Annotated in this window: 15 protein-coding genes, 3 tRNA genes and 1 pseudogene; 12 read left to right on the top strand and 7 right to left on the bottom strand. The window is 60.3% G+C overall.

All coding sequences use genetic code 11. The features are described 5' to 3' along the window. Positions 1–179: 179 nt before the first annotated feature. From U9R81_RS07925 to mntA, 3 genes and pseudogenes are all read right to left on the bottom strand, one after another. Entirely contained in the window at positions 180–1,532 is a 1,353-nt protein-coding gene (locus U9R81_RS07925; protein WP_322494944.1) for a cytochrome P450, read from the bottom strand. Positions 1,533–1,652: 120 nt separating this feature from the next. Beyond that, positions 1,653–2,024, bottom strand: a pseudogene (gene hepT / locus U9R81_RS07920) (type VII toxin-antitoxin system HepT family RNase toxin); the annotation flags it as partial. 16 nt (positions 2,025–2,040) lie between these two features. After that, positions 2,041–2,466 (bottom strand): type VII toxin-antitoxin system MntA family adenylyltransferase antitoxin, encoded by a 426-nt coding sequence (gene mntA / locus U9R81_RS07915; protein WP_322494942.1) that lies wholly within the window; start codon positions 2,464–2,466, stop codon positions 2,041–2,043. A 248-nt stretch (positions 2,467–2,714) separates the two neighbouring features. On the opposite strand from mntA, the gene U9R81_RS07910 reads away from it, so the two are divergent. From U9R81_RS07910 to U9R81_RS07900, 3 genes are all read left to right on the top strand, one after another. Next, positions 2,715–4,094 carry a phosphomannomutase/phosphoglucomutase gene (locus tag U9R81_RS07910; RefSeq protein WP_322494941.1) on the top strand — a complete coding sequence of 460 codons (1,380 nt, stop codon included), beginning with the start codon at positions 2,715–2,717 and terminating at the stop codon, positions 4,092–4,094. Next, positions 4,091–5,200 carry a phosphoglucomutase gene (locus U9R81_RS07905; protein ID WP_322494940.1) on the top strand — a complete coding sequence of 370 codons (1,110 nt, stop codon included), beginning with the start codon at positions 4,091–4,093 and terminating at the stop codon, positions 5,198–5,200. Before U9R81_RS07910 ends, U9R81_RS07905 begins: the two co-directional genes overlap by 4 nt. Before the next feature lie 436 nt (positions 5,201–5,636). Continuing rightward, positions 5,637–6,812 carry a gluconeogenesis factor YvcK family protein gene (locus U9R81_RS07900; RefSeq protein ID WP_322494939.1) on the top strand — a complete coding sequence of 392 codons (1,176 nt, stop codon included), beginning with the start codon at positions 5,637–5,639 and terminating at the stop codon, positions 6,810–6,812. A gap of 31 nt (positions 6,813–6,843) precedes the next feature. Here U9R81_RS07900 and U9R81_RS07895 read toward each other — a convergent pair whose 3' ends face one another. The 4 genes from U9R81_RS07895 to U9R81_RS07880 all read right to left on the bottom strand — a co-directional run bounded on the left by U9R81_RS07895 (position 6,844) and on the right by U9R81_RS07880 (position 11,713). Next, positions 6,844–8,796, bottom strand: coding sequence for a nucleoside-diphosphate sugar epimerase/dehydratase (locus U9R81_RS07895; protein ID WP_322494938.1), 1,953 nt, complete (start codon positions 8,794–8,796; stop codon positions 6,844–6,846). A gap of 184 nt (positions 8,797–8,980) precedes the next feature. Beyond that, positions 8,981–10,147, bottom strand: a complete 1,167-nt coding sequence (locus U9R81_RS07890) for a DegT/DnrJ/EryC1/StrS family aminotransferase (protein WP_322494937.1) — start codon at positions 10,145–10,147, stop codon at positions 8,981–8,983. Positions 10,148–10,164: 17 nt separating this feature from the next. Further along, a complete protein-coding gene (locus tag U9R81_RS07885; RefSeq protein ID WP_322494936.1) occupies positions 10,165–10,842 on the bottom strand; it encodes an acetyltransferase in 678 nt (225 codons plus the stop codon). A gap of 217 nt (positions 10,843–11,059) precedes the next feature. Continuing rightward, entirely contained in the window at positions 11,060–11,713 is a 654-nt protein-coding gene (locus tag U9R81_RS07880; RefSeq protein WP_322494935.1) for a sugar transferase, read from the bottom strand. A 228-nt stretch (positions 11,714–11,941) separates the two neighbouring features. Here U9R81_RS07880 and U9R81_RS07875 point away from each other — a divergent pair, with 228 nt between their 5' ends. The 9 genes from U9R81_RS07875 to U9R81_RS07835 all read left to right on the top strand — a co-directional run bounded on the left by U9R81_RS07875 (position 11,942) and on the right by U9R81_RS07835 (position 18,090). Then, positions 11,942–13,723, top strand: coding sequence for a BACON domain-containing protein (locus tag U9R81_RS07875; RefSeq protein WP_322494934.1), 1,782 nt, complete (start codon positions 11,942–11,944; stop codon positions 13,721–13,723). 83 nt (positions 13,724–13,806) lie between these two features. Then, positions 13,807–14,253 (top strand): 50S ribosomal protein L9, encoded by a 447-nt coding sequence (rplI, locus tag U9R81_RS07870; protein WP_322494963.1) that lies wholly within the window; start codon positions 13,807–13,809, stop codon positions 14,251–14,253. Positions 14,254–14,362: 109 nt separating this feature from the next. Next, on the top strand, positions 14,363–15,715 hold the full coding sequence (gene dnaB / locus U9R81_RS07865; RefSeq protein WP_322494933.1) for a replicative DNA helicase: 1,353 nt from the start codon (positions 14,363–14,365) through the stop codon (positions 15,713–15,715). A 512-nt stretch (positions 15,716–16,227) separates the two neighbouring features. After that, positions 16,228–16,303, top strand: a tRNA-Trp gene (locus U9R81_RS07860). A gap of 23 nt (positions 16,304–16,326) precedes the next feature. After that, positions 16,327–16,420 (top strand) — tRNA-Ser (locus U9R81_RS07855). A 10-nt stretch (positions 16,421–16,430) separates the two neighbouring features. Then, positions 16,431–16,520, top strand: a tRNA-Ser gene (locus tag U9R81_RS07850). 256 nt (positions 16,521–16,776) lie between these two features. Then, the gene (dhaL, locus tag U9R81_RS07845; protein WP_322494932.1) at positions 16,777–17,424 is read left to right on the top strand and encodes a dihydroxyacetone kinase subunit DhaL; all 648 of its coding nucleotides are present in this window, start codon (positions 16,777–16,779) and stop codon (positions 17,422–17,424) included. Next, positions 17,421–17,813, top strand: coding sequence for a dihydroxyacetone kinase phosphoryl donor subunit DhaM (dhaM, locus tag U9R81_RS07840; protein WP_322494931.1), 393 nt, complete (start codon positions 17,421–17,423; stop codon positions 17,811–17,813). The genes dhaL and dhaM overlap by 4 nt, the downstream gene beginning before the upstream one ends. A gap of 4 nt (positions 17,814–17,817) precedes the next feature. Beyond that, entirely contained in the window at positions 17,818–18,090 is a 273-nt protein-coding gene (locus tag U9R81_RS07835) for an HPr family phosphocarrier protein (protein ID WP_066784277.1), read from the top strand. Positions 18,091–18,245 lie beyond the last annotated feature (155 nt).

Here is an 18,245-nt window from a genome sequence, read left to right as displayed (position 1 = left end):
CGATCCCTTGAGGCTGATATTGCTGATTCTGAAGCGCATTACTACCAATAGCCCAGATCAAGCCAGCAACGACCATGAGCGTTGTGATCGAGACGAATATTCGTCCAACCCTATCAGTATCCGTGAAGGCTTGCTTGATCTGTATCATGCTAGTAATGCGCTCACATTCCAGACCAACGCTACTTTGTCTTCCTCACCTCCACCCACACCTGCGGCCCCGGTCGCAGCGTCGCTTTCGGCATTGGGCGCACGGGGTAGCCGGGCACCGCGCTGACGTGGAAGCGTTGCAGGATCATGGGTAACACGATCTGCATTTCCATCAGCGCGAAGTTGTTGCCGATGCACTGGCGCGGGCCGGCGAGGAAGGGAACGTAGGCGAATTTGTGGCGCCTTTCCGCCTCTTCGGGCCGGAACCGTTCGGGATCAAAGCTCTCAGGGTTGAGCCAGAAGGCCGGATGCCGGTGGGTGACGTACGGGCTGAGCGCGACGGTTGCGCCAGCGGGCAGTTCGTAATCGCCGAGCTTGTCAGGCCCGACGAGCACTCGCGATAAGATCCACGTTGGCGGGTAGAGGCGCAGGGTTTCGTCGATCACCATGCGGCTGTAGGGCAGATTGGGCAGGTCGGCGGGGGTGGGATTGCGCCCGCCCAGCACGCTGGCGTATTCGGCCCGCAGCTTGCGCTCGGCGTCGCCGTGGTGAGATAGCAGGTGCAAGACCCACGATAAGGTGCCGGCAGTGGTTTCGTGCCCGGCGAGGAAGATGGTCATCACCTCGTCGCGGATCTGCTGCGGTGACATCTGCTCGCCGGTTTCGGCGTCGCGCGCTGTCACTAGTATCTCCAGCAGGTCGTCGCGCTCGCCTTGCCGTTGCCGCCGTTCGTCGATTAAGCGGTAAACGGTGCGTTCGAGTAGGTCAAGGTTGCGCCGGTAGGCGAGGTTGCCCGGCGTTGGCCAACTGCGCGGCGGTTGCAAGAGGCGGAATTGCTGGCCGGCTACCCAGTTGAGGGTGTCGTTGAAGGCCTTGCCGACGGCATGCGCTTCGGCATCGCTCAGCGATAAGCTAAACATGGTGCGCACGATGATCTGCTGGGTCAGCAGCATCATCTCTTCTTGCACCTCGAAGGGGCGACCGCTGCGCGCATACCCTTCCCAGCGCGCCAGCATGCGCTCGGCTTCTTCCACCATCACCTCGGCCGTGTGGGCAATGCGCTGGTGGTGAAAGGCGGGTTGCATCAACCGGCGCTGGCGCAGCCAATGCTCGCCGTTGCTCGTCACCAACCCACGCCCAAGGATTTCATCTATCGTCGGGTAGCGTTTGATGTAGTTTTTCCAGTTCTCTTGGGTGATCCGCTTGAGCATATCGGGGTGAGTGGCCAAGTACATGGTGTGCTTGCCCAACGAGAGCTTGACCAGATCGCCATAGTGGCGCTGCAAGCGCACCATGAATTCGAGCGGATCGCTCAGCAAACGGTTGCCGATGCCGACGACCGGCAGACCGCGCGGGCCGGGGATGGTGCTAACAGGAGCTGTCATAGGCTTTCGGGATTTGGAAGTTCGGCCACGACCACCGATAGCTTACCATGGGCTGGGTTGTGTGTCAAGCGTCAGTAGAACCACAGCGACATACGCCGGTTTGGATCGGGTGCGGCAATGTCACAAAAATTGTCCAAATACGTGCTTGAGGCGGGCGATGTCGTCGAGGTGATCGTGTAAGACGCGGTACACAATATCACGGTCGATGCCGAGGTATTCATGCACAAGGATGTTGAGAAAGCCGATCATTTTGATCCATAATTGCTCAGCCGCTTCATTGATATAGCCGGCTTCGCATAACCGGCGCGGCACGTCGCTGTGCCAATCGACCGTGCCCAACTGGAGACCCGCGATCACGTGATTTCCCATATCAGTCAGCGCTTCAATCGCAAGGTGCAGGAAACGTTCAGCACTGCTGTAACGCTCAGGATTAGCCACAAATTCGTCGCGTGAATACCGTTGCATGCTGTACAGAATGCTCAAATATTCGTCGAGCTTCTCAAGTCATTTATGCAGTACTTCGGGTCTGATCATGCTGCATCCTCGCTTTATACGCTTGGCGTTGCACGTCAAGGTAGGGGCGGAAATCAAGAAATTGGCGGGTGACGAGCGAAAAGAAGGAGCCGTGATCAAAGTCGGGTGTCTGATAGATGAGTTTGTTGGGCCGGGTGACTTCGTGTTTGAGCACAATGCTTGCGGTATTGAGCACGACTACGTCAACGTTGCAGAAACCGGCTTGGGCCAACGCGGCAAGGAGATCGAGCTTGGGAAAGTTCGGTTCATCGCGCCGGAGCACGAGCGCTAGATCAAGATCGCTTTCGGCATGCATGCTCCCCGTGGCCGCCGACCCAAAGAGGTAGACGGCTTGGATGGCGGAGAAGCGGGCGAATATGTCATCTAGATGGTCAAGCTTCGGATGGAGCGGTGCGGTCATCGTGACCGTATTATTGTCACAGCGCAAGGGGTACATTGTGGATAACAGTATAGCACAGCGGCAGCCTCCGCAACGCTCCGGACGCGCGCAGGAAGTTACTTCGGGATCGGGTACTCTTGCGATGCTGCTTGCCGCTCATCATTTGCTACACATCCTTGACGGATAGGGTGCTTTCGGCTAGGATCGAACTAACCCAATACTTGACTGCGACGTTCGTAGGGAACGTCACCCACCGATTTGAGGCAGGCATGGGCATATCGCTCAATCACACGATTTTTCGCGCGTATGACATTCGCGGCATCGTCGAGGTTGATCTCGACGAAGGGATTTATGAGGTGCTTGGGCGGGCGGCGGGCACCCTGTTTCGCAACGAAGGTCGTCGGCGCATTGTAGTGGCCCGCGATGCGCGGCTGAGTTCGCCCCGCTTTCAGGCGGCGTTGATGGAAGGTTTGCGCGCCACCGGGATGGATGTGCTCGATATTGGCATGGTGGCGACGCCGGTGATGTATTTTGCGGTGGAGGCGTTGGGCGCTGATGCCGGCGCGATTGTGTCGGCCAGCCATAACCCGCCGGAATTTAATGGTCTGAAGCTGCGCCGCGCCGAGCCGCGCTTCGGTTCCGAGCCGCTGCCTTCGGAGGCGATTCAAGCGGTGGGAACGATTGCCGCGAGTGGTCATTTTGCGCAGGGCACTGGCCACTACGAGCAGGTTGACATTGGCCCGGCCTATATCGAGTCGGCTCGGCGCTGGATCAATTTCGGCCACCGGCGGCCCCGCGTGGTGCTCGACGGCGGCAATGGCGTGGCCGGCCCGCTGGCGATGGCGATGTACGAGGCGCTTGGCATCGAAGTGATCCCGCTCTTTATCGAGCCTGATGGCACCTTCCCCAACCACCATCCCGATCCGCTGAAGGTTGAGAACTTGCGTGATTTGCAAGCGGCGATGCGCGAGCATCGCGCCGATCTCGGCATTGGCCTTGATGGCGATGGCGACCGGCTGGGGGTGGTGGATGAAGCCGGTGAGGTAGTGTTCGCCGATCGCTACCTGATCGCGCTGGCCAAGGCTATGCTCGCCAAGCGTAAAGGTCCAGTGGTGTTTGACGTGAAGTGCAGCGCCGTCTTGCCGCAGGCGATCCGCGAGTTGGGCGGCGAGCCGGTGATGTGGAAGACCGGCTATACTAGCTTGTCGGCCAAGATGCGTGAAATTGATGCGGTGTTGGGCGGCGAGCTGAGCGGCCATACTATCTTTCCCTTCCCCGGCCGCTATTTTGATGACGGCGCCTTTGCCGGGGCGATGCTGCTGCATGCCCTCGGTGAGTTGGGGCAAACCTTGCGCGAAGCGCTTGCCCCTTACCCGTTGTTGCCGTCGATTGATGAAGGGCGCATCCCCTTCCCCGAAGAGCGCAAGTTTGCCGTGATCGACTTCCTGCACGAGCGGTTTGCTGGCAAGTACCCGCTGATTGACATTGACGGCGTGCGAGTTGATTTTGGCGATGGCTGGGGGTTGGTGCGCGCTTCCAATACCGAACCGGCCATTACGACGCGCTTCGAAGCGCAGACGTGGGAGCGCGCCTGCGCGATCCGTGATGAAATGCTGAGCGTCGTTGAGGAGTTTCGCACACAGGCATGAGCGTGTATCGACGCCCCTTGCTACAGGCGTGGGAGGCTGCTTACATTGCTGAGCTGACTCTCGATCAATTACGCCGTCGGGCGGCGACCGTTGGCGCAGCGCTGGCCGGCCAGCGTGCGCGCTGTCTGATTGCCTTCGATACCCGCTTTCTGTCCAATCTCTTGGCCCAAACCTTGGCCCACGATCTGGCGGCGCAAGGAGTAACGGTCGTGCTGGCCGATGCGCCGGCGCCGTTGCCGGCGATTCACCATGCGCTTGACCGTAAGCAGGCCGATTGCGCGCTTTACGTTTCGGCGCGCAACCGGCCTTACTATATGGGTGGCTTGATCTTGATCGCTGATGAGAAGAGCGGTCTGAGTATTCATCCTACCACTGACCCGCTGCCGCCGGTAGCATTTCCGCCACTCACGCCGCCGCAAACGACGGTGAATCTGCGCGCGCCTTACCTCGATGCGCTGCGCAACATGATCGATCTCGATGCGATCCGTCGTTTGCCGATGACCTTCTTCATTGATGCGATGTCCGGCACCACCGCCGGCATGGTGACGGCGCTGCTCGGTGAAGGCGGCCAAACCCGGGCGATTGAGATTAACCGCGATCCTGATCCGCTCTTTGCTCGCGGCGCGCCGCAACCGTTTGAAGCGACCCTCACTCGGTTGCGCAAACTGGTGCGCGAGAGCGATTCGCACCTTGGGTTGGCCCTATCTGGCGATGGCACCGCTCTCGCTGTGGTTGATCCCGCCGGCGAGGTGCTCGATCCGTTTGAGGTGAGCCTGTTGCTGGCCGGCTATCTAGCGGCTCACCATCGCCAGCGCGGCTTGGTGCTCGCGCCGCCGCCGCAGAACCCGTTGCGTCTCCAGCCGAAACACCTTGCGGCATGGGAAGATGCGACTGGTCTGAAACTGGAAGTGGTGAGTGATGGCCTGTATCTCGAACGCCAACCGCTGGTGGCGATGACGGCCACTGGTGAAGTGGCGCTCAGTCGCTGGAGCGGCTGCCCGGATGGATTGCTGGCTGGTCTCTTGTTATGTGAAGTAGTGTCGCGTAGTAACGGTGGTCTGCGCGCGCTCTGCGCGGCGCTACGAGCGCAGTTTGGCGCACAGTAGGGAATGGGGAATCGGGAGTTGGGAATGGAGGGGCGCCTCACGGTGGGCGCCGGCTTCTGCCCATAACCCTGAAAGGCTGTGAGAGCACCTGTTGGTTTGGCGAGGCGCGCAAGGCCCTAAATCACTGCCGAAAGAGTCCGTTGGAAGCTAGATGGGCATGGTCGCCTATGCGTTACCCAAGCGATACAACCAGTGGATGGCGCGATCGCGTTGGCGTGGACAGCGCCTTCCTGAGGTGATCCCTTGCAATGCCAAACGTGTTTTTGTTGCTATGCGAGGGGCTGGATTTCGCGCTCGTGGGTGATTGTTGCGGGCGGGCAGTACAAGGTGCTGCGTTGCCCTGTTCTCGCTATGACATACGGGCTCAGCGCTGGGCAATGAAGTTATCAGCACGTGTGGTTGGTAAACGCTATCGTGACAAGCAGGCTGCTCTCGCATGAAACAGATCATTAATCGCCTCAGTGCATTGCGCCAGTTGCTCCCGTCGCTCTCGCTCACCTTTGCTGGAATCTTGTTACTATCGCTTGGGGTGGCGTATCTCTTCATTCATGCCTATCGCACCGTTGAAGGGCTGCCCGAAGTGGTGTGGTGGCTCACCCTGCAATTTCTGCCGCGCCCATTGCGCGGCATTTTGTTGCTTGGCGTGGGCCTGTTTGTGCTGGCCGGCGGCATCTGGCAGTTGAGCGGAGTCGTCGTGATTCCCCGTCCGAGCCAGTTACCCGCCGATGGCGAGCTGGTGTTAGGCTACGATCGTACCAAACGACCGCGCCGGATTACAGTGATTTCGGGTGGCGCCGGCATGCTGGTGTTGTCGAGCTTGAGCGAACAGGTTGATCGCATGACCTGTATCGTACCGGTCACCGACCCGGTCGAGTATTACTACCGGGCATCGGGGTTGCTCAATCAACCAAATGTCTATTACGTGGTGCCAACCCCGATCCCGCTCGAAGTCATCGCCGAACTTGATGACGGCACGCTGATCGATGTGCGGCATATCTATTTGCATCCCGAATTGGCCCAGCGGCGGGTGCGACACTTGCGCCTGACCCAAGCCGATCCGCCGCCGCTGACGCGGGTGGCGATTGAGTCGCTGCGCGAGGCGGATGCGATCGTGTTGGGACCGGGCAGCCTGTTCGAGAGCATTCTACCCAACTTTCTGTTAGCTGAGTTTGCTGAGGCAGTGCGAGCCAGCCCCGCGAAAAAGATTTTCGTCTGCAATCTGATGACCGAGCCGGGCCGCACCACCGGCTTCCGCGTGGCTGACCATATTCGCGCCATCAAAGAATACGCCGGCTTCACCCCGGATTATGTGCTGGTCAATGCCCAGCGGATCGATCCTGAAACAACGCGCATCTACGCCGCCGCGAATCAGACGCCGGTCTATCTCGATCCGGGAGATTATGAAGAGCTGGCGGCCCTGCCCGGCGATACGCGCGGCCAACGCGGCGTGATCGTCGAGGGCAGCATGGTGATCGAGACCGATCTCGCAGCGGCGGTGATCCAGTACACCACCTCACTCGATAATCCGCAGCAGAGCCGGGCAGTGCGAGTGTTGCGCCACGACGGCCAGAAGCTGGCCGCGGCGCTGCTCGAATTGCTGCGCCGGGTGTGACTCCGCTTCGGCTTGCGTTCACCTCGCCAAATTAATCGGTGGCGATATGCCGCCGCCAGAACGGTTCGCCAACCGCCTGTTCGCGCGGTTTTGGTTCGGTCATTGGCGCTGGCGCAGGTTGCTTGAAGGTGGGTACCAGCCGGTGCAACGTGCGCAACACTACTGCGGTATCATCACGAAATGCGGCGAGTTCGAGAATCCGGATTTGGTCGGCCAGCGCCTTTGGCACCAATTTGGCGGCATTGCGGGCGATAAAGATCTTTGCATGGCTGGTGCGCTCGTATTCTTCTCCCTCGACGAATAACTCCTCGTAGAGCTTCTCGCCGGGGCGCAGACCGGTAAAGACGATATCAATATCGCGCCCGACCTGCAATCCCGACAGCTCAATCATATCGCGGGCCAGATCAACGATCCGGATCGGCTTGCCCATATCGAGCACAAACACCTCGCCGCCTTTGCCCAACACCAACGCTTGCAAGGTCAACTGCACCGCTTCGGGAATGGTCATAAAGAAGCGGCGCATGTCGGGATGGGTCACGGTCACTGGCCCGCCGCTAGCGATCTGCTGCTTAAAAGTCAGCAATACCGAGCCGCGCGAACCGAGCACATTGCCGAAGCGCACCGCCACATACGCGCGTCCGCTCTGGCGAGCCGCTTCGTGAACCAGCAACTCGGCCACGCGCTTGGTTGCCCCCATGACATTGGTCGGATTAACCGCCTTATCGCTCGAAATCATCACAAAATGGCTCACATCAGCCTGCAATGCTGCGTTAAGCAGATTGCGCGTGCCGAGCACATTGTTGGTAACCGCCTCAGCAGGGTGAAGTTCCATTAGCGGCACATGTTTGTGCGCGGCAGCATGGAACACGATCTCAGGGCGGTACTGCTCGAAGATGTACATGATTCGCTCGGCGAAGCGAATATCAGCAATGACGGTCGTCAGTTTGGTGGTTGGCGGCGCAATCCGGCGCAGCTCCTGCTCGATGGCAAAGATCGAGTTCTCACCGTGACCGAGAATGATCAGCTCTGCTGGCTGGGCGCGCAGGATTTGCCGGCAGAGTTCTGATCCGATCGAACCGCCGCCGCCGGTCACCATCACCCGCTTGCCTTGCAACCGGTGATGCACGGCGGCACTATCGGTTTGCACCGGCGACCGGCGCAAGAGATCCTCGATTTGCACATTGCGCAATTGGTTGACGCTTACCTTGCCATCGAGCAGCTCGTAGAGACCGGGCATGATTTTGGTCTTGACATTGGTACGCTCACAGAGTTCGACAATACTGCGAATGTCTTTGCCAGCCGCCGATGGCATAGCAATGATGACGCAGCGGGCATTGTATTCATGGACAAGCCGGGGAATGTCGAACCGGTTTCCCAAGACCGGCGCGCCATAAATGTGCATCCCGTGCTTAAGCGGATCGTCGTCAAGAAAACCGACGACCACCATGCCGAGTTGCGGGTTGTCACGCAATTCACGCGCGATCATCGAACCGGCTGAACCGGCGCCCATTATCAGCACGCGCTGCATTGTTCCATTGCCATCACCTTTGCGCTTGCGCTTCAGCGTATTGCGGTGCCAGAGCAAGCGGGCGAGCAGGCGCGGCCCGATGGTTGCCGCGAGACCAAAGAAGAAGAAAATGATGGGCACCGAACGGGGTACAAGTGCTAGGGGCGTGATGCTGGCCACCACAAATGCAACCGGCGTGGCGACGATCATCGCCAGCGATACGACTGAAATCAGCAGCAATAAGTCATCGATCGAGGCGTAGCGCCAATACCGCGAATAGATGCCCAAGCGCTGGAAGAGCACGATGTGAACGGGCGTTGTGATCACGGCCAATACGAACCAGCCGGCTAAGGCGGTTCCTGTGGGTAAGTCGTCGAGCCTTACCCAAAAGCTCAGGTATGCCGCGAATGGCAACAAAACCATATCCAGCAAGAAAAAATAACGATTGCGGAGCGGAGAAGAAGTGATGAGCTTCAAGCCGGACCCCTTTCCTATCGTTGCGTGGCCGGTGGGGCAGCGCGCATAGGGAGGAGACTGGCGGGAATAACGCTGCGCTTGATCTGTTGGTCGACGGCTCCATGCTACCGGCAGTAGGTGAACAATTGATGTGTACTGCTGCCGACAAGATAACAATCTTGTTAGAACAAGGCGGGCGATGTGATCACCTAAGCGCGGCGCGTAAATGATGAACCACCTCGGTGACGTGCTCTTCGCGCATGACGCTCGAAAAAGGCAGCGCCAACGATAGGGCGCCAAGCCGTTCCGTCACCGGAAAATCGCCGTGCTCGTACCCAAAGAGCTCACGGTAAAAAGGTTGCAGATGAATCGGCGTGAAATAGGGTCGGCTGGGAATGCCAGCGGCGGCTAGCCGCTGCATCACCGTATTGCGATCGGCTGGCGGCAGAATCCGCACCACGTAGACAAACCAGCTCATCCGGGTGGTGTGCGGGCTGATCTGAGGCCGTTCGACCAGATCGAGATCGGCCAGTTGTTCGTGATACCATGCGGCCACTTGCGCTCGCCGGGCAATCAGTTCTTCAATCCGTTGCAGTTGGGCAACCCCCAGCGCCGCACTGAGTTCATCGAGCCGGTAGTTGTAGCCGAGGCGGGTGTGGTTGAGCCATGCATCAAAGACATCGCGCCCCTGATTGCGCAGCGAGCGAAACAGCGCAGCCCAGTCGTCGTGCCGGGTGACGATCATACCGCCTTCGCCAGTTGTCATCTGTTTGTTGGGATAGAACGCGAAGACCGCCGCATCGCCAAGCGTGCCGGCCATTTGCCCCTTGTAGGTGGAACCAATCGCCTCGCAAGCGTCTTCGATCACGTGCAAGCCATATTCGGCAGCAACGGCGTTGATGGGATCCATATCAGCCGGTTGACCGAAGGCGTGAACGGGCATAATGGCTTTGAGCGCGCCAATTGGGCCATGCCGGCGGGGGAGCCAGCGCGCTGCCGCGGCGCCGCCGCGCCTCAGATCGGCGGCGGCTTCGGCGACGATGGTTGGATCAATATTGCCGGTAGCTGGATCGACATCAACGAAGACCGGCAGCGCACGTTCGTAGAGGATGCTGTTAGCTGAGGCGATGAATGAGAAGGGGGTGGTGATCACCAGATCGCCATCGCGCGCGCCGGCGGCGATGCAACAGAGGTGCAACCCGCTGGTGCCAGAATTGACCCCGACGGCATGGGGGAGGCCAACGTACTGGGCCATGGCTTGCTCGAAGGCGACGATCTGGGGACCGATGCTGAGATAGCTGGTTTGCAAGACCTGATTGACAGCGGCGATTTCGGCTGCGGTGATGTCGGGTGAAGACATCGGCATTGGCACAGGTGACCTCCTAAATTCTATGGATGGGACGCACCGCTGGGGGACGCACGGCCGTGCGTCCCTACTAATGGACGCGCGGGCACACCGATCACCACCGTTTCATCGGCTACATCGCGTTGCACCAACGCGCCGGCGCCGGCGACACTCCACGCACCGACCCGGCGGCGGGGCATCACGATCGCACCGATCCCGATCAATGCCCCGGCGCCGATGACGACTTCGCCGCCGGTATGGACGCCGGGGGCGATGTGGGCATGATCGCCGATCTGGTTGTGGTGATCAATGGTGCAACTAGTATTGAGGATAACATTGGCGCCGATGACGCTGCCGGGATTAATGATGACGCCGGCGCAGATCATCGTGCCGAGGCCGATGGTGACGCCGGCAGCGATGATGGCCGAGGGATGGATGGCACTGACCAACTGTTCGCCGCGCGCCGTCAATTCGGTGAAGAGGCGCGCGCGCGTACGGTTGTCACCGATGGCGATTACAATACCGTCGTGCGGGATGCTCTCCAACGCTGCTAGCGGCCCGAACACCGGCAGCCCTAGCGCTTGCTGCCCGTGCCGGTGCGGGTTGTCGTCGAGATAGCCGATCGGACGGTGTTCACCGCCATTGGCCGCTGCCTGCAGCAGGATATCAGCCACTACCTGAGCGTGCCCGCCAGCGCCGATGATTAGAATGCGTTGGGCCATAGCCATATCATCTGGTATTGCGCGCTTCGCCGTCCATGACTCACGTGAGGTTTGCTGCTTTCTCTGTTGTATCGTAGAGCCTTAGCGTTATGGGTACTGTTCGGTGATGCAGCGAGCGTTGTAGAGAAGATCGCCCGTTACGCCAATATGCGCGTGTTGCCCGCTTACCGGCGAACCGGGAGTGCAGGCGGCTCACCTACAGCGGCTCGCGCCCCGTCTAATCGCTGCTCACTGCGCGCGGCTGCGCTGGCGGTCGTGGTGGCAATGGCGGCGTTCCCATAAACTCTTCGGCGGTGGCGTGGCCCGGTTGGTTGATCCCTTCGCGTTTAATCACCTTCCAGAGGGTGAGGGCCAAAATCTTGAGGTCAAGCCAGAGCGAAAGGTGCTCAACGTATTGCACATCGTAGGCAAACTTCGCTTCCCACGAGAGTGCGTTGCGCCCGTTGATCTGCGCCAGACCGGTGATACCTGGCAAGACCTCGTGCCGGCGCCGCTGCTGGGGGGTATAGCATTCGAGATACTGCATCAACAGCGGGCGTGGCCCAACCAGACTCATCTCGCCGCGCAGCACGCAGAACAGTTCGGGCAGTTCGTCAAGGCTGGTGCTGCGCAAGAATCGGCCAAACGGCGTCAGCCGTTGCGCGTCGGGCAAGAGCCGGCCCTGCGCATCGCGAGCGTCAGTCATAGTGCGGAACTTGAGCAGCATAAACGGGCGGCCATACAAGCCGGGCCGGCGCTGGCGAAAGATCACGCCGCGACCAAGTTTGATCCGCACCAGCAAGGCAATCACGGCCATCACTGGCGCTAAGATAATCAGCGCCGGAATTACAATAATCAGATCGAGCAATCGTTTGCCGTAACGGCGATACATACACAACTCCGCTACGATACTGATTGGAACGACCTTATCGTAGCGCGGCTAGATGTCAGCCGGATGAAAGGCATCGCTGGGTGAAGTGACTCTCTGTATAGACGATGAAAGTTGCCCCATGTTTCCTGAGATATGGTACGCTGATGGCGAGGGGAAGCGTTTGCCTGCAAACACCGGTTGCGAGGGCGCAATTGCTTGCCAACCATGCTAATCAAGAGGGACAATCCTATGCCGCATCGTCTGCTCTCCCTGCTCGTCATTGGCTTGATCGCCGCTCTGGCGCTGAGTTCGTTGCCTGCACCCAGTCTGGCCGCCCCCGGCCAACCGCCCCGCCTGACCACATTCGGAATGAATACCTACTTCAGCGGCTTGGAACGGTTGCCGCAGAACCGCAACGATGATCTGGCGGCGCTGATCAACGCCACGCGCGAACTCGGCGCTGAGTGGGTGCGCGAAGAGATCAGTTGGGCTAATCTCGAACCCAGCAAGAGCACCTTTACATGGGGTCTGATGGATGCCGCGTTGGCGCAGGCGGCGAATGCCGGGTTCGGCATTATCGGGATGCTGCTGACGACGCCGGGGTGGGCGCGGGTGGCTGATTGTGGTAGCCGGATCACGCGCAACGGCGGCTCACTCAACTATTGGTGCCCGCCGGCTAACCCGCAAGACTTCGCCGATTTTGTCCGCGCGGCGGTCGAACGCTACGATGGCGATGGTTTTAACGATGCTCCCGGCTCGCCACGGGTGGCGGTGTGGCAGATTTGGAATGAACCGAATAACTGGGCGACGTGGCCGGGTGAGGCGAACGAATACGGCGCGTTGCTGGCAGCGGGGTATGCTGCGGCCAAGGAGGCCGATCCAACCGCCATCGTTGCTACCGGCGGCGTCTACATCTTTGATGGCGGTACGCGCACTGGCGGCAATCGTGACGGGCTCGAGTTTCTCGGCGCGGCGTTTGCGGCGGCGCCTGCCGCCCAAACTAGTTTTGATGCGCTGGCAATTCACCCCTATCTGCCTGATACCGCACCGGATCGGGCCGGCTTGTACGGATTGGTCTCACTTTGGGGGCGGATCAGCAATGCCCGTGGCTGGCTCGATTCCCGGCGCGGGCCGAGTGTGCCGCTCTGGATCAGTGAGTTGGGGTGGTCAACCTGTACGCCTGTTTCAGCCGTTTGTCGCAGCGAGCAAGAGCAAGCTGATTGGCTGGTGCGCAGCCACGGCATCGCGCTGGCTTTGGGGGTGCAGCATATTAATTGGTTCCAGCTTGAAGATAAGTTTGATAGCCCAGCCGGTGATTTGTGGGGCAACATGGCTCTGTTGCACAATCGGAGCCAAGGCTATGCCCGCAAGCTCGCCGCCAATGCCTACGCGACGCTCACGGCGCAGCTTGGCAGGGCAACGTTTATTGGCTTTGGGCCATTACATAGCTATGTCCATCAGAACAACGCCCTGATCCCCGCCGCCCGCTACCACCTCCGCTTCCAGACCGCAACCGGCGCGCTGGTTGATCTGTTGTGGACGACCGGTAGCGCCGAGACGCGCACCATGCCGCTGGAGGCCGGGCGCAGTGCGCAACTGCTTAGCCGCGACGGGGTGACGCTGCCGCTGACGATCAGTGGCGGGCAGGCCCAAATCCCGCTCAGCGGCACGCCGGTCTATCTGCGCCAAGATACGCCGGCGCAACTGGCGGTGACGCCGGCAAGTGTGACCATTCCCATGTTGGCGACCGATCCGGCGACGAGCTACGCGCCCTTGGTGCAGAATCTCGGTTCCACCAGCATCAATTGGACGGCCAGCGGCAGCGCGAGCTGGCTCACGCTCGAAACGACCAGCGGCAGCGGCCATACCAGCCTGTTGCGCTACCGGATCAATCCAGCCGGTCTGACGCCGGGTGACTACCCCGCCACGATCACGGTCAACGCCGGCAGCGCCGGCACGCAAAGCATCCCCATCACCTTGCGCGTGGTGACAACGCTCTACCGCGCGTATGCGCCGGTGATCTATCGTTGACGATCCGCGCCGGGTCATGGTAAGATAAAGGCCGTTGCTTATAACCGGTGTAGGTAAAGGAGAGCGCCGTGAGCGCAAAGAAAATGAAAGTATTGCTCGTGCAAGATGTTGAGCATCTGGGCAAAGCGGGCGAAATCAAAGATGTGAGCGGCGGTTTTGGCCGTAACTATCTGCTGCCGAAGGGGTTTGCCGTGCTGGCGACCAAGAGCCAGATCAAGCAAGCCGAAGAGCGGTTGGCCGCGCAGCGGCGCAAGGCTGAGGCGGCGCGCAAAGATGCCGAGGCGTTGGCCGCCAAGCTGGCTGAGCTGACGCTGACCTTTGTGGTCAAGGTCGGCGAGCAAGAGCGGCTGTACGGTTCAGTGACCAATGCCGATATTGCCGCCAAGCTGCACGAAGTGGCCGGCATCGAAATCGACCGGCGCAAGATCGCGCTCGAAGATCCGATCAAGCGCACCGGCGAGTACGAAGTTCCGGTCGAACTCGCCAGCGGGGTTTCGGCTACGCTCAAGGTTGTCGTGGTTGGCGAATAACCGTCCGCGCAACGTTCAACAGTGCCTCTTGCCAATGTGCCGCATATTGCGGCACATTGGCGTTTTATCCAGATGATGTGGATAACCGGTGGGCAACGGGGGAAAAACGGTGGAAAAGCGCGAAGATCGCCGCGAACGCAGCGTACCGTTTGATTTGCAAGCCGAGCGGGCCACTCTTGGCTCGATCTTGCTGGAACGTGACGCGATTATCGCGGTCGCCGGCTGGCTCCCTTCCGAATATTTCTACCTCGAAAAGCATGCGCTGATCTACGAGGCGATGCTGGCGTGCTACAACCGGCGCGAACCCGCCGATCTAACGACTGTCGCCGCCGAATTGCGCCGGCGCGGCCAGCTTGAGCTGATCGGCGGCATCACCATGCTGAGCGAGCTAGTCACCGAGGTGCCGACCGCCGTTCACATCGAATACTATGCTCGCATCGTCGAGCGCACGGCCCTGCTCCGCCGTCTGATCGAGGCTGGCGGGCGGATTGCGGCGATGGGCTATGACGAAGCGAGCGATCTGGAAGAGACGCTCGACCGGGCCGAAGCCGAGCTGTTCGCCGTCTCGCAACGGCGCAACAATCAGGATTTCATCCACATTGGCCGCGTGGTCAACACCCTCTTTGCCCAGATCGAGTCGATGCAAGAGCGGCGCGGCGAGGTGATCGGCGTGCCGACCGGCTACCACGATCTCGATGAGCTGACCGGCGGCTTGCAGCCGAGCGACCTGATCATTCTTGCGGCCCGGCCCAGCGTCGGCAAAACCTCGCTCGCCCTCTCGCTGGCCTATAACGTCGCCTTCCAAGCCAACGGTACGGTAGCCATCTTTAGCCTTGAGATGAGCCGCGAGCAGTTGGTGCAGCGCATGCTGGCTATGCATACTGGCATTGACATGCAACGGCTACGCACTGGCAATCTGCGCGGCGAAGAGCTGAGCTTGGCGATCGAGGGGTTGGGTGTGCTGTCGGAGCTGCCGATCTATATCGAAGATACTCCCGGCCTCAGCATTACCGACGTGCGCGCTCGCGCTCGCCGCCTGCACAGCGAAGTGGGCATCACGCTGGTGATGATCGACTACCTGCAACTCATGTCAGGCCGCCGCACCGACAACCGCGTTCAAGAGGTGAGCGACATTAGCCGCGGCCTCAAGGCGCTGGCCCGCGAACTCAACGTGCCGGTGATCGCGCTGTCGCAGCTCTCGCGCGCGGTCGAAGGCCGCCAGAGCCATGTGCCGATGCTCAGCGACCTGCGCGAGTCAGGCTCGATCGAGCAAGATGCCGATATCGTGATGTTTATCTATCGCGAAGAGTTGTACGACAAAGAGACCGACAAGAAGGGGATCGCCGAGATACACATTGCCAAGCACCGCAACGGCCCGCTCGGCATTATCCCGCTCCGCTTCGAGTCGCGTACCACCCGCTTCCAGAACCTCGAACGCTATCACGCGCCAGAGGGGTATTGAAGCGGTAGGTGACGCTGGTTGCCCTCATCTGCCATCCGGGAGTTCAAAGGCGGACAGAATGCATAAGCGCAGATGTGATTGATGGCGTTGTGATGCACTGCTTACCCTCACCCCCGGCCCCTCGCCCACTAGCGCGGGCGAGGGGAGTGCAGCGCCGGGTTTAGCAGCATGGTACAGCGATCAACGGTTGGATGCGACCACAGGCTCTGGCCGCTCCTCAACTGGTGCGGGAAAGGGGAGCGAAGCGCTGAGCGTTGAGACATCATACAGCGGTCAATAATTGTACTCGATCAAATATTCTATTCGTCTCTCAATGTCCGGGAGAAGGAGAACACACGACACAAGGTGAATCGAACATCTCGATTGCAGCACGATCGCGGGAAGTTCTTTCTGGCGTGCGGCAGTCCCACTGGCGCACTCCGTGCTGGCGGCATCGTCAATCGAGCGGGGGCGCTTTCCGCCCTTCCCGCTCTTGCCAAAATTGGCCGGATATGGTAGGATATAAGGCGCGAAGGCGGGTAGCTCAATTGGCAGAGCAGTGGCCTCCAAATCCACCGGTTGCAGGTTCAAGTCCTGTCCCGCCTGCCATTTTTTATGCCGGCCAGCCAAGCGGGGGCGTGGCAGAGTCCGGTTTATTGCGTCGGTCTTGAAAACCGAAGGACGTAGCAATGCGTCCCGTGGGTTCGAATCCCACCGCCCCCTCCAGTCACGTCATGGGGAGGTCGCATAGTGGCCTAGTGCGGCGGTTTGCTAAACCGCTAGGGGGGCAACCCCCTCGAGGGTTCGAATCCCTCCCTCCCCGCCAAGATCGCCCGCAGATCATCTGCGGGCGATTGCTATTCATGCCTAGGCAGGATGTTTCAGGATTGCAACAAAAAAGGCGAACTGGTCCCACCATTCGCCCTTGATCCAGCGCGCGGCATGGTCTAGCATACAACAGGAGCAGCTCGTTTGTCGACCAACAGCCGCGCCAGCCAACCAGCTCCGGCCAACCAGAGCCGGTTGCAGTTGTACGCGCAACTTGTCAATCACTGCATCACGATGATACGAGCGAGGCAACGATGCCAATCACGGTAGAACACGTCACGCATTTTCTCATGGCGGCGGCGGAGCTGATACACGCTCACCGCGATGAGCTGACTTTGCTTGATGCTGCGATCGGCGATGCCGATCACGGCGTGAACCTCGATCGCGGTTTCGCCGCGGTGATTGCCCGCCTGCCGGCGGTGGCCGATAAAGATATCGGTACTATGCTAAAGACCACCGGCATGACCATCGTTTCGACCGTTGGCGGCGCGTCGGGGCCATTGTACGGCACGGCCTTTGTCCGGGCCGGGATGGCGCTGGCCGATCGCCATGAAATGAGCGCCGAAGATGTGGCGTTGGCGCTCGAAGCGGCGTTAGACGGGATTTTGGCGCGGGGCAAGGCCCAACCCGGCGAAAAGACGATGGTTGACGCGCTGGTTCCGGCTCTTGAAGCCTTGCGCGCCGCATTGGCCGCAGGCCGGTCGCTGAGGCAGGCGGTGCAAGCAGCAGCAGCGGCGGCGGAGGCCGGCGCGCGAGCGACGATCCCGATGCTGGCAATGAAGGGGCGCGCTTCATACCTCGGCGAGCGCAGTATCGGCCATCAAGATCCGGGGGCTACCTCAACGGCGTATTTACTGCAGGCGTTGGCGATGACGTGTAGCCGCAATGAGGAGAAGGCATGATTGGACTTCTGATCGTCTCGCATAGCGTGCGACTCGCCGAAGGCGTGCAAGAGTTTGTCGGGCAGATTGGCGGCGACCAGATTCCGATTGCCGCCGCCGGCGGCGCCAGTGATGGTTCGCTGGGCACGAGTGTGGAACGGATCTTGGCCGGCCTCGAACAGTTGCGGGCCGCTGATGGCATTCTGGCGTTGGTTGATCTGGGCAGCGCGGTGATGAGTGTCGAAACGGCGCTCGAACACTTTTCCGGCCCGCCCGTTCAGATTAGCAATGCGCCATTAGTTGAGGGCGCTTATCTGGCGGCGGTTGAGGCCTCGAATGCGGAAGCAACGTTGGCACAAGTGGCGGCGGCAGCGTTACAAGCGCGTGAGTTGATGAAAGTCTATGAGTAGCGGTATGACTGAAGTCGTTTTGACGGTCAATAACCCGGTTGGTTTGCATGCCCGTCCGGCGAAGGTGTTTGTTGAGACTGTCCGGGCTTACAAGAGCACGGTGACCATTCAAAATCTGAGCCGGCCCCAGACCAAAGAGGTGCCGGTGACGGCCTTTAATCTCTTGCAGATTGGGGTTCGCCAAGGTCATCAGATTCGCCTGCGCGCCAGCGGCGAGGATGAGGCGGAAGTGATTGCGGCGCTGACCAAGCTGGTTGAAGAGAATTTTGGCGAGTAGCGGCGAGGCTGTATGGGTGTGGTGCTGCAAGGAGCAGGCGGCGCGGCTGGATTGGCGTTCGGGCCGGCCTATCGGTGGCAGCGGGCAGCGGTGGCGGTTGACCCGCCGCACGAGCCGGCTGATGCAGCGCTCGCTCGGTTCCACGCTGCGCAGCG

Source organism: Chloroflexus sp., assembly GCF_034435895.1.
In the GTDB taxonomy this organism is placed as follows: Bacteria; Chloroflexota; Chloroflexia; order Chloroflexales; family Chloroflexaceae; genus Chloroflexus.
This window is presented reverse-complemented; position numbering and strand designations above follow the sequence as displayed.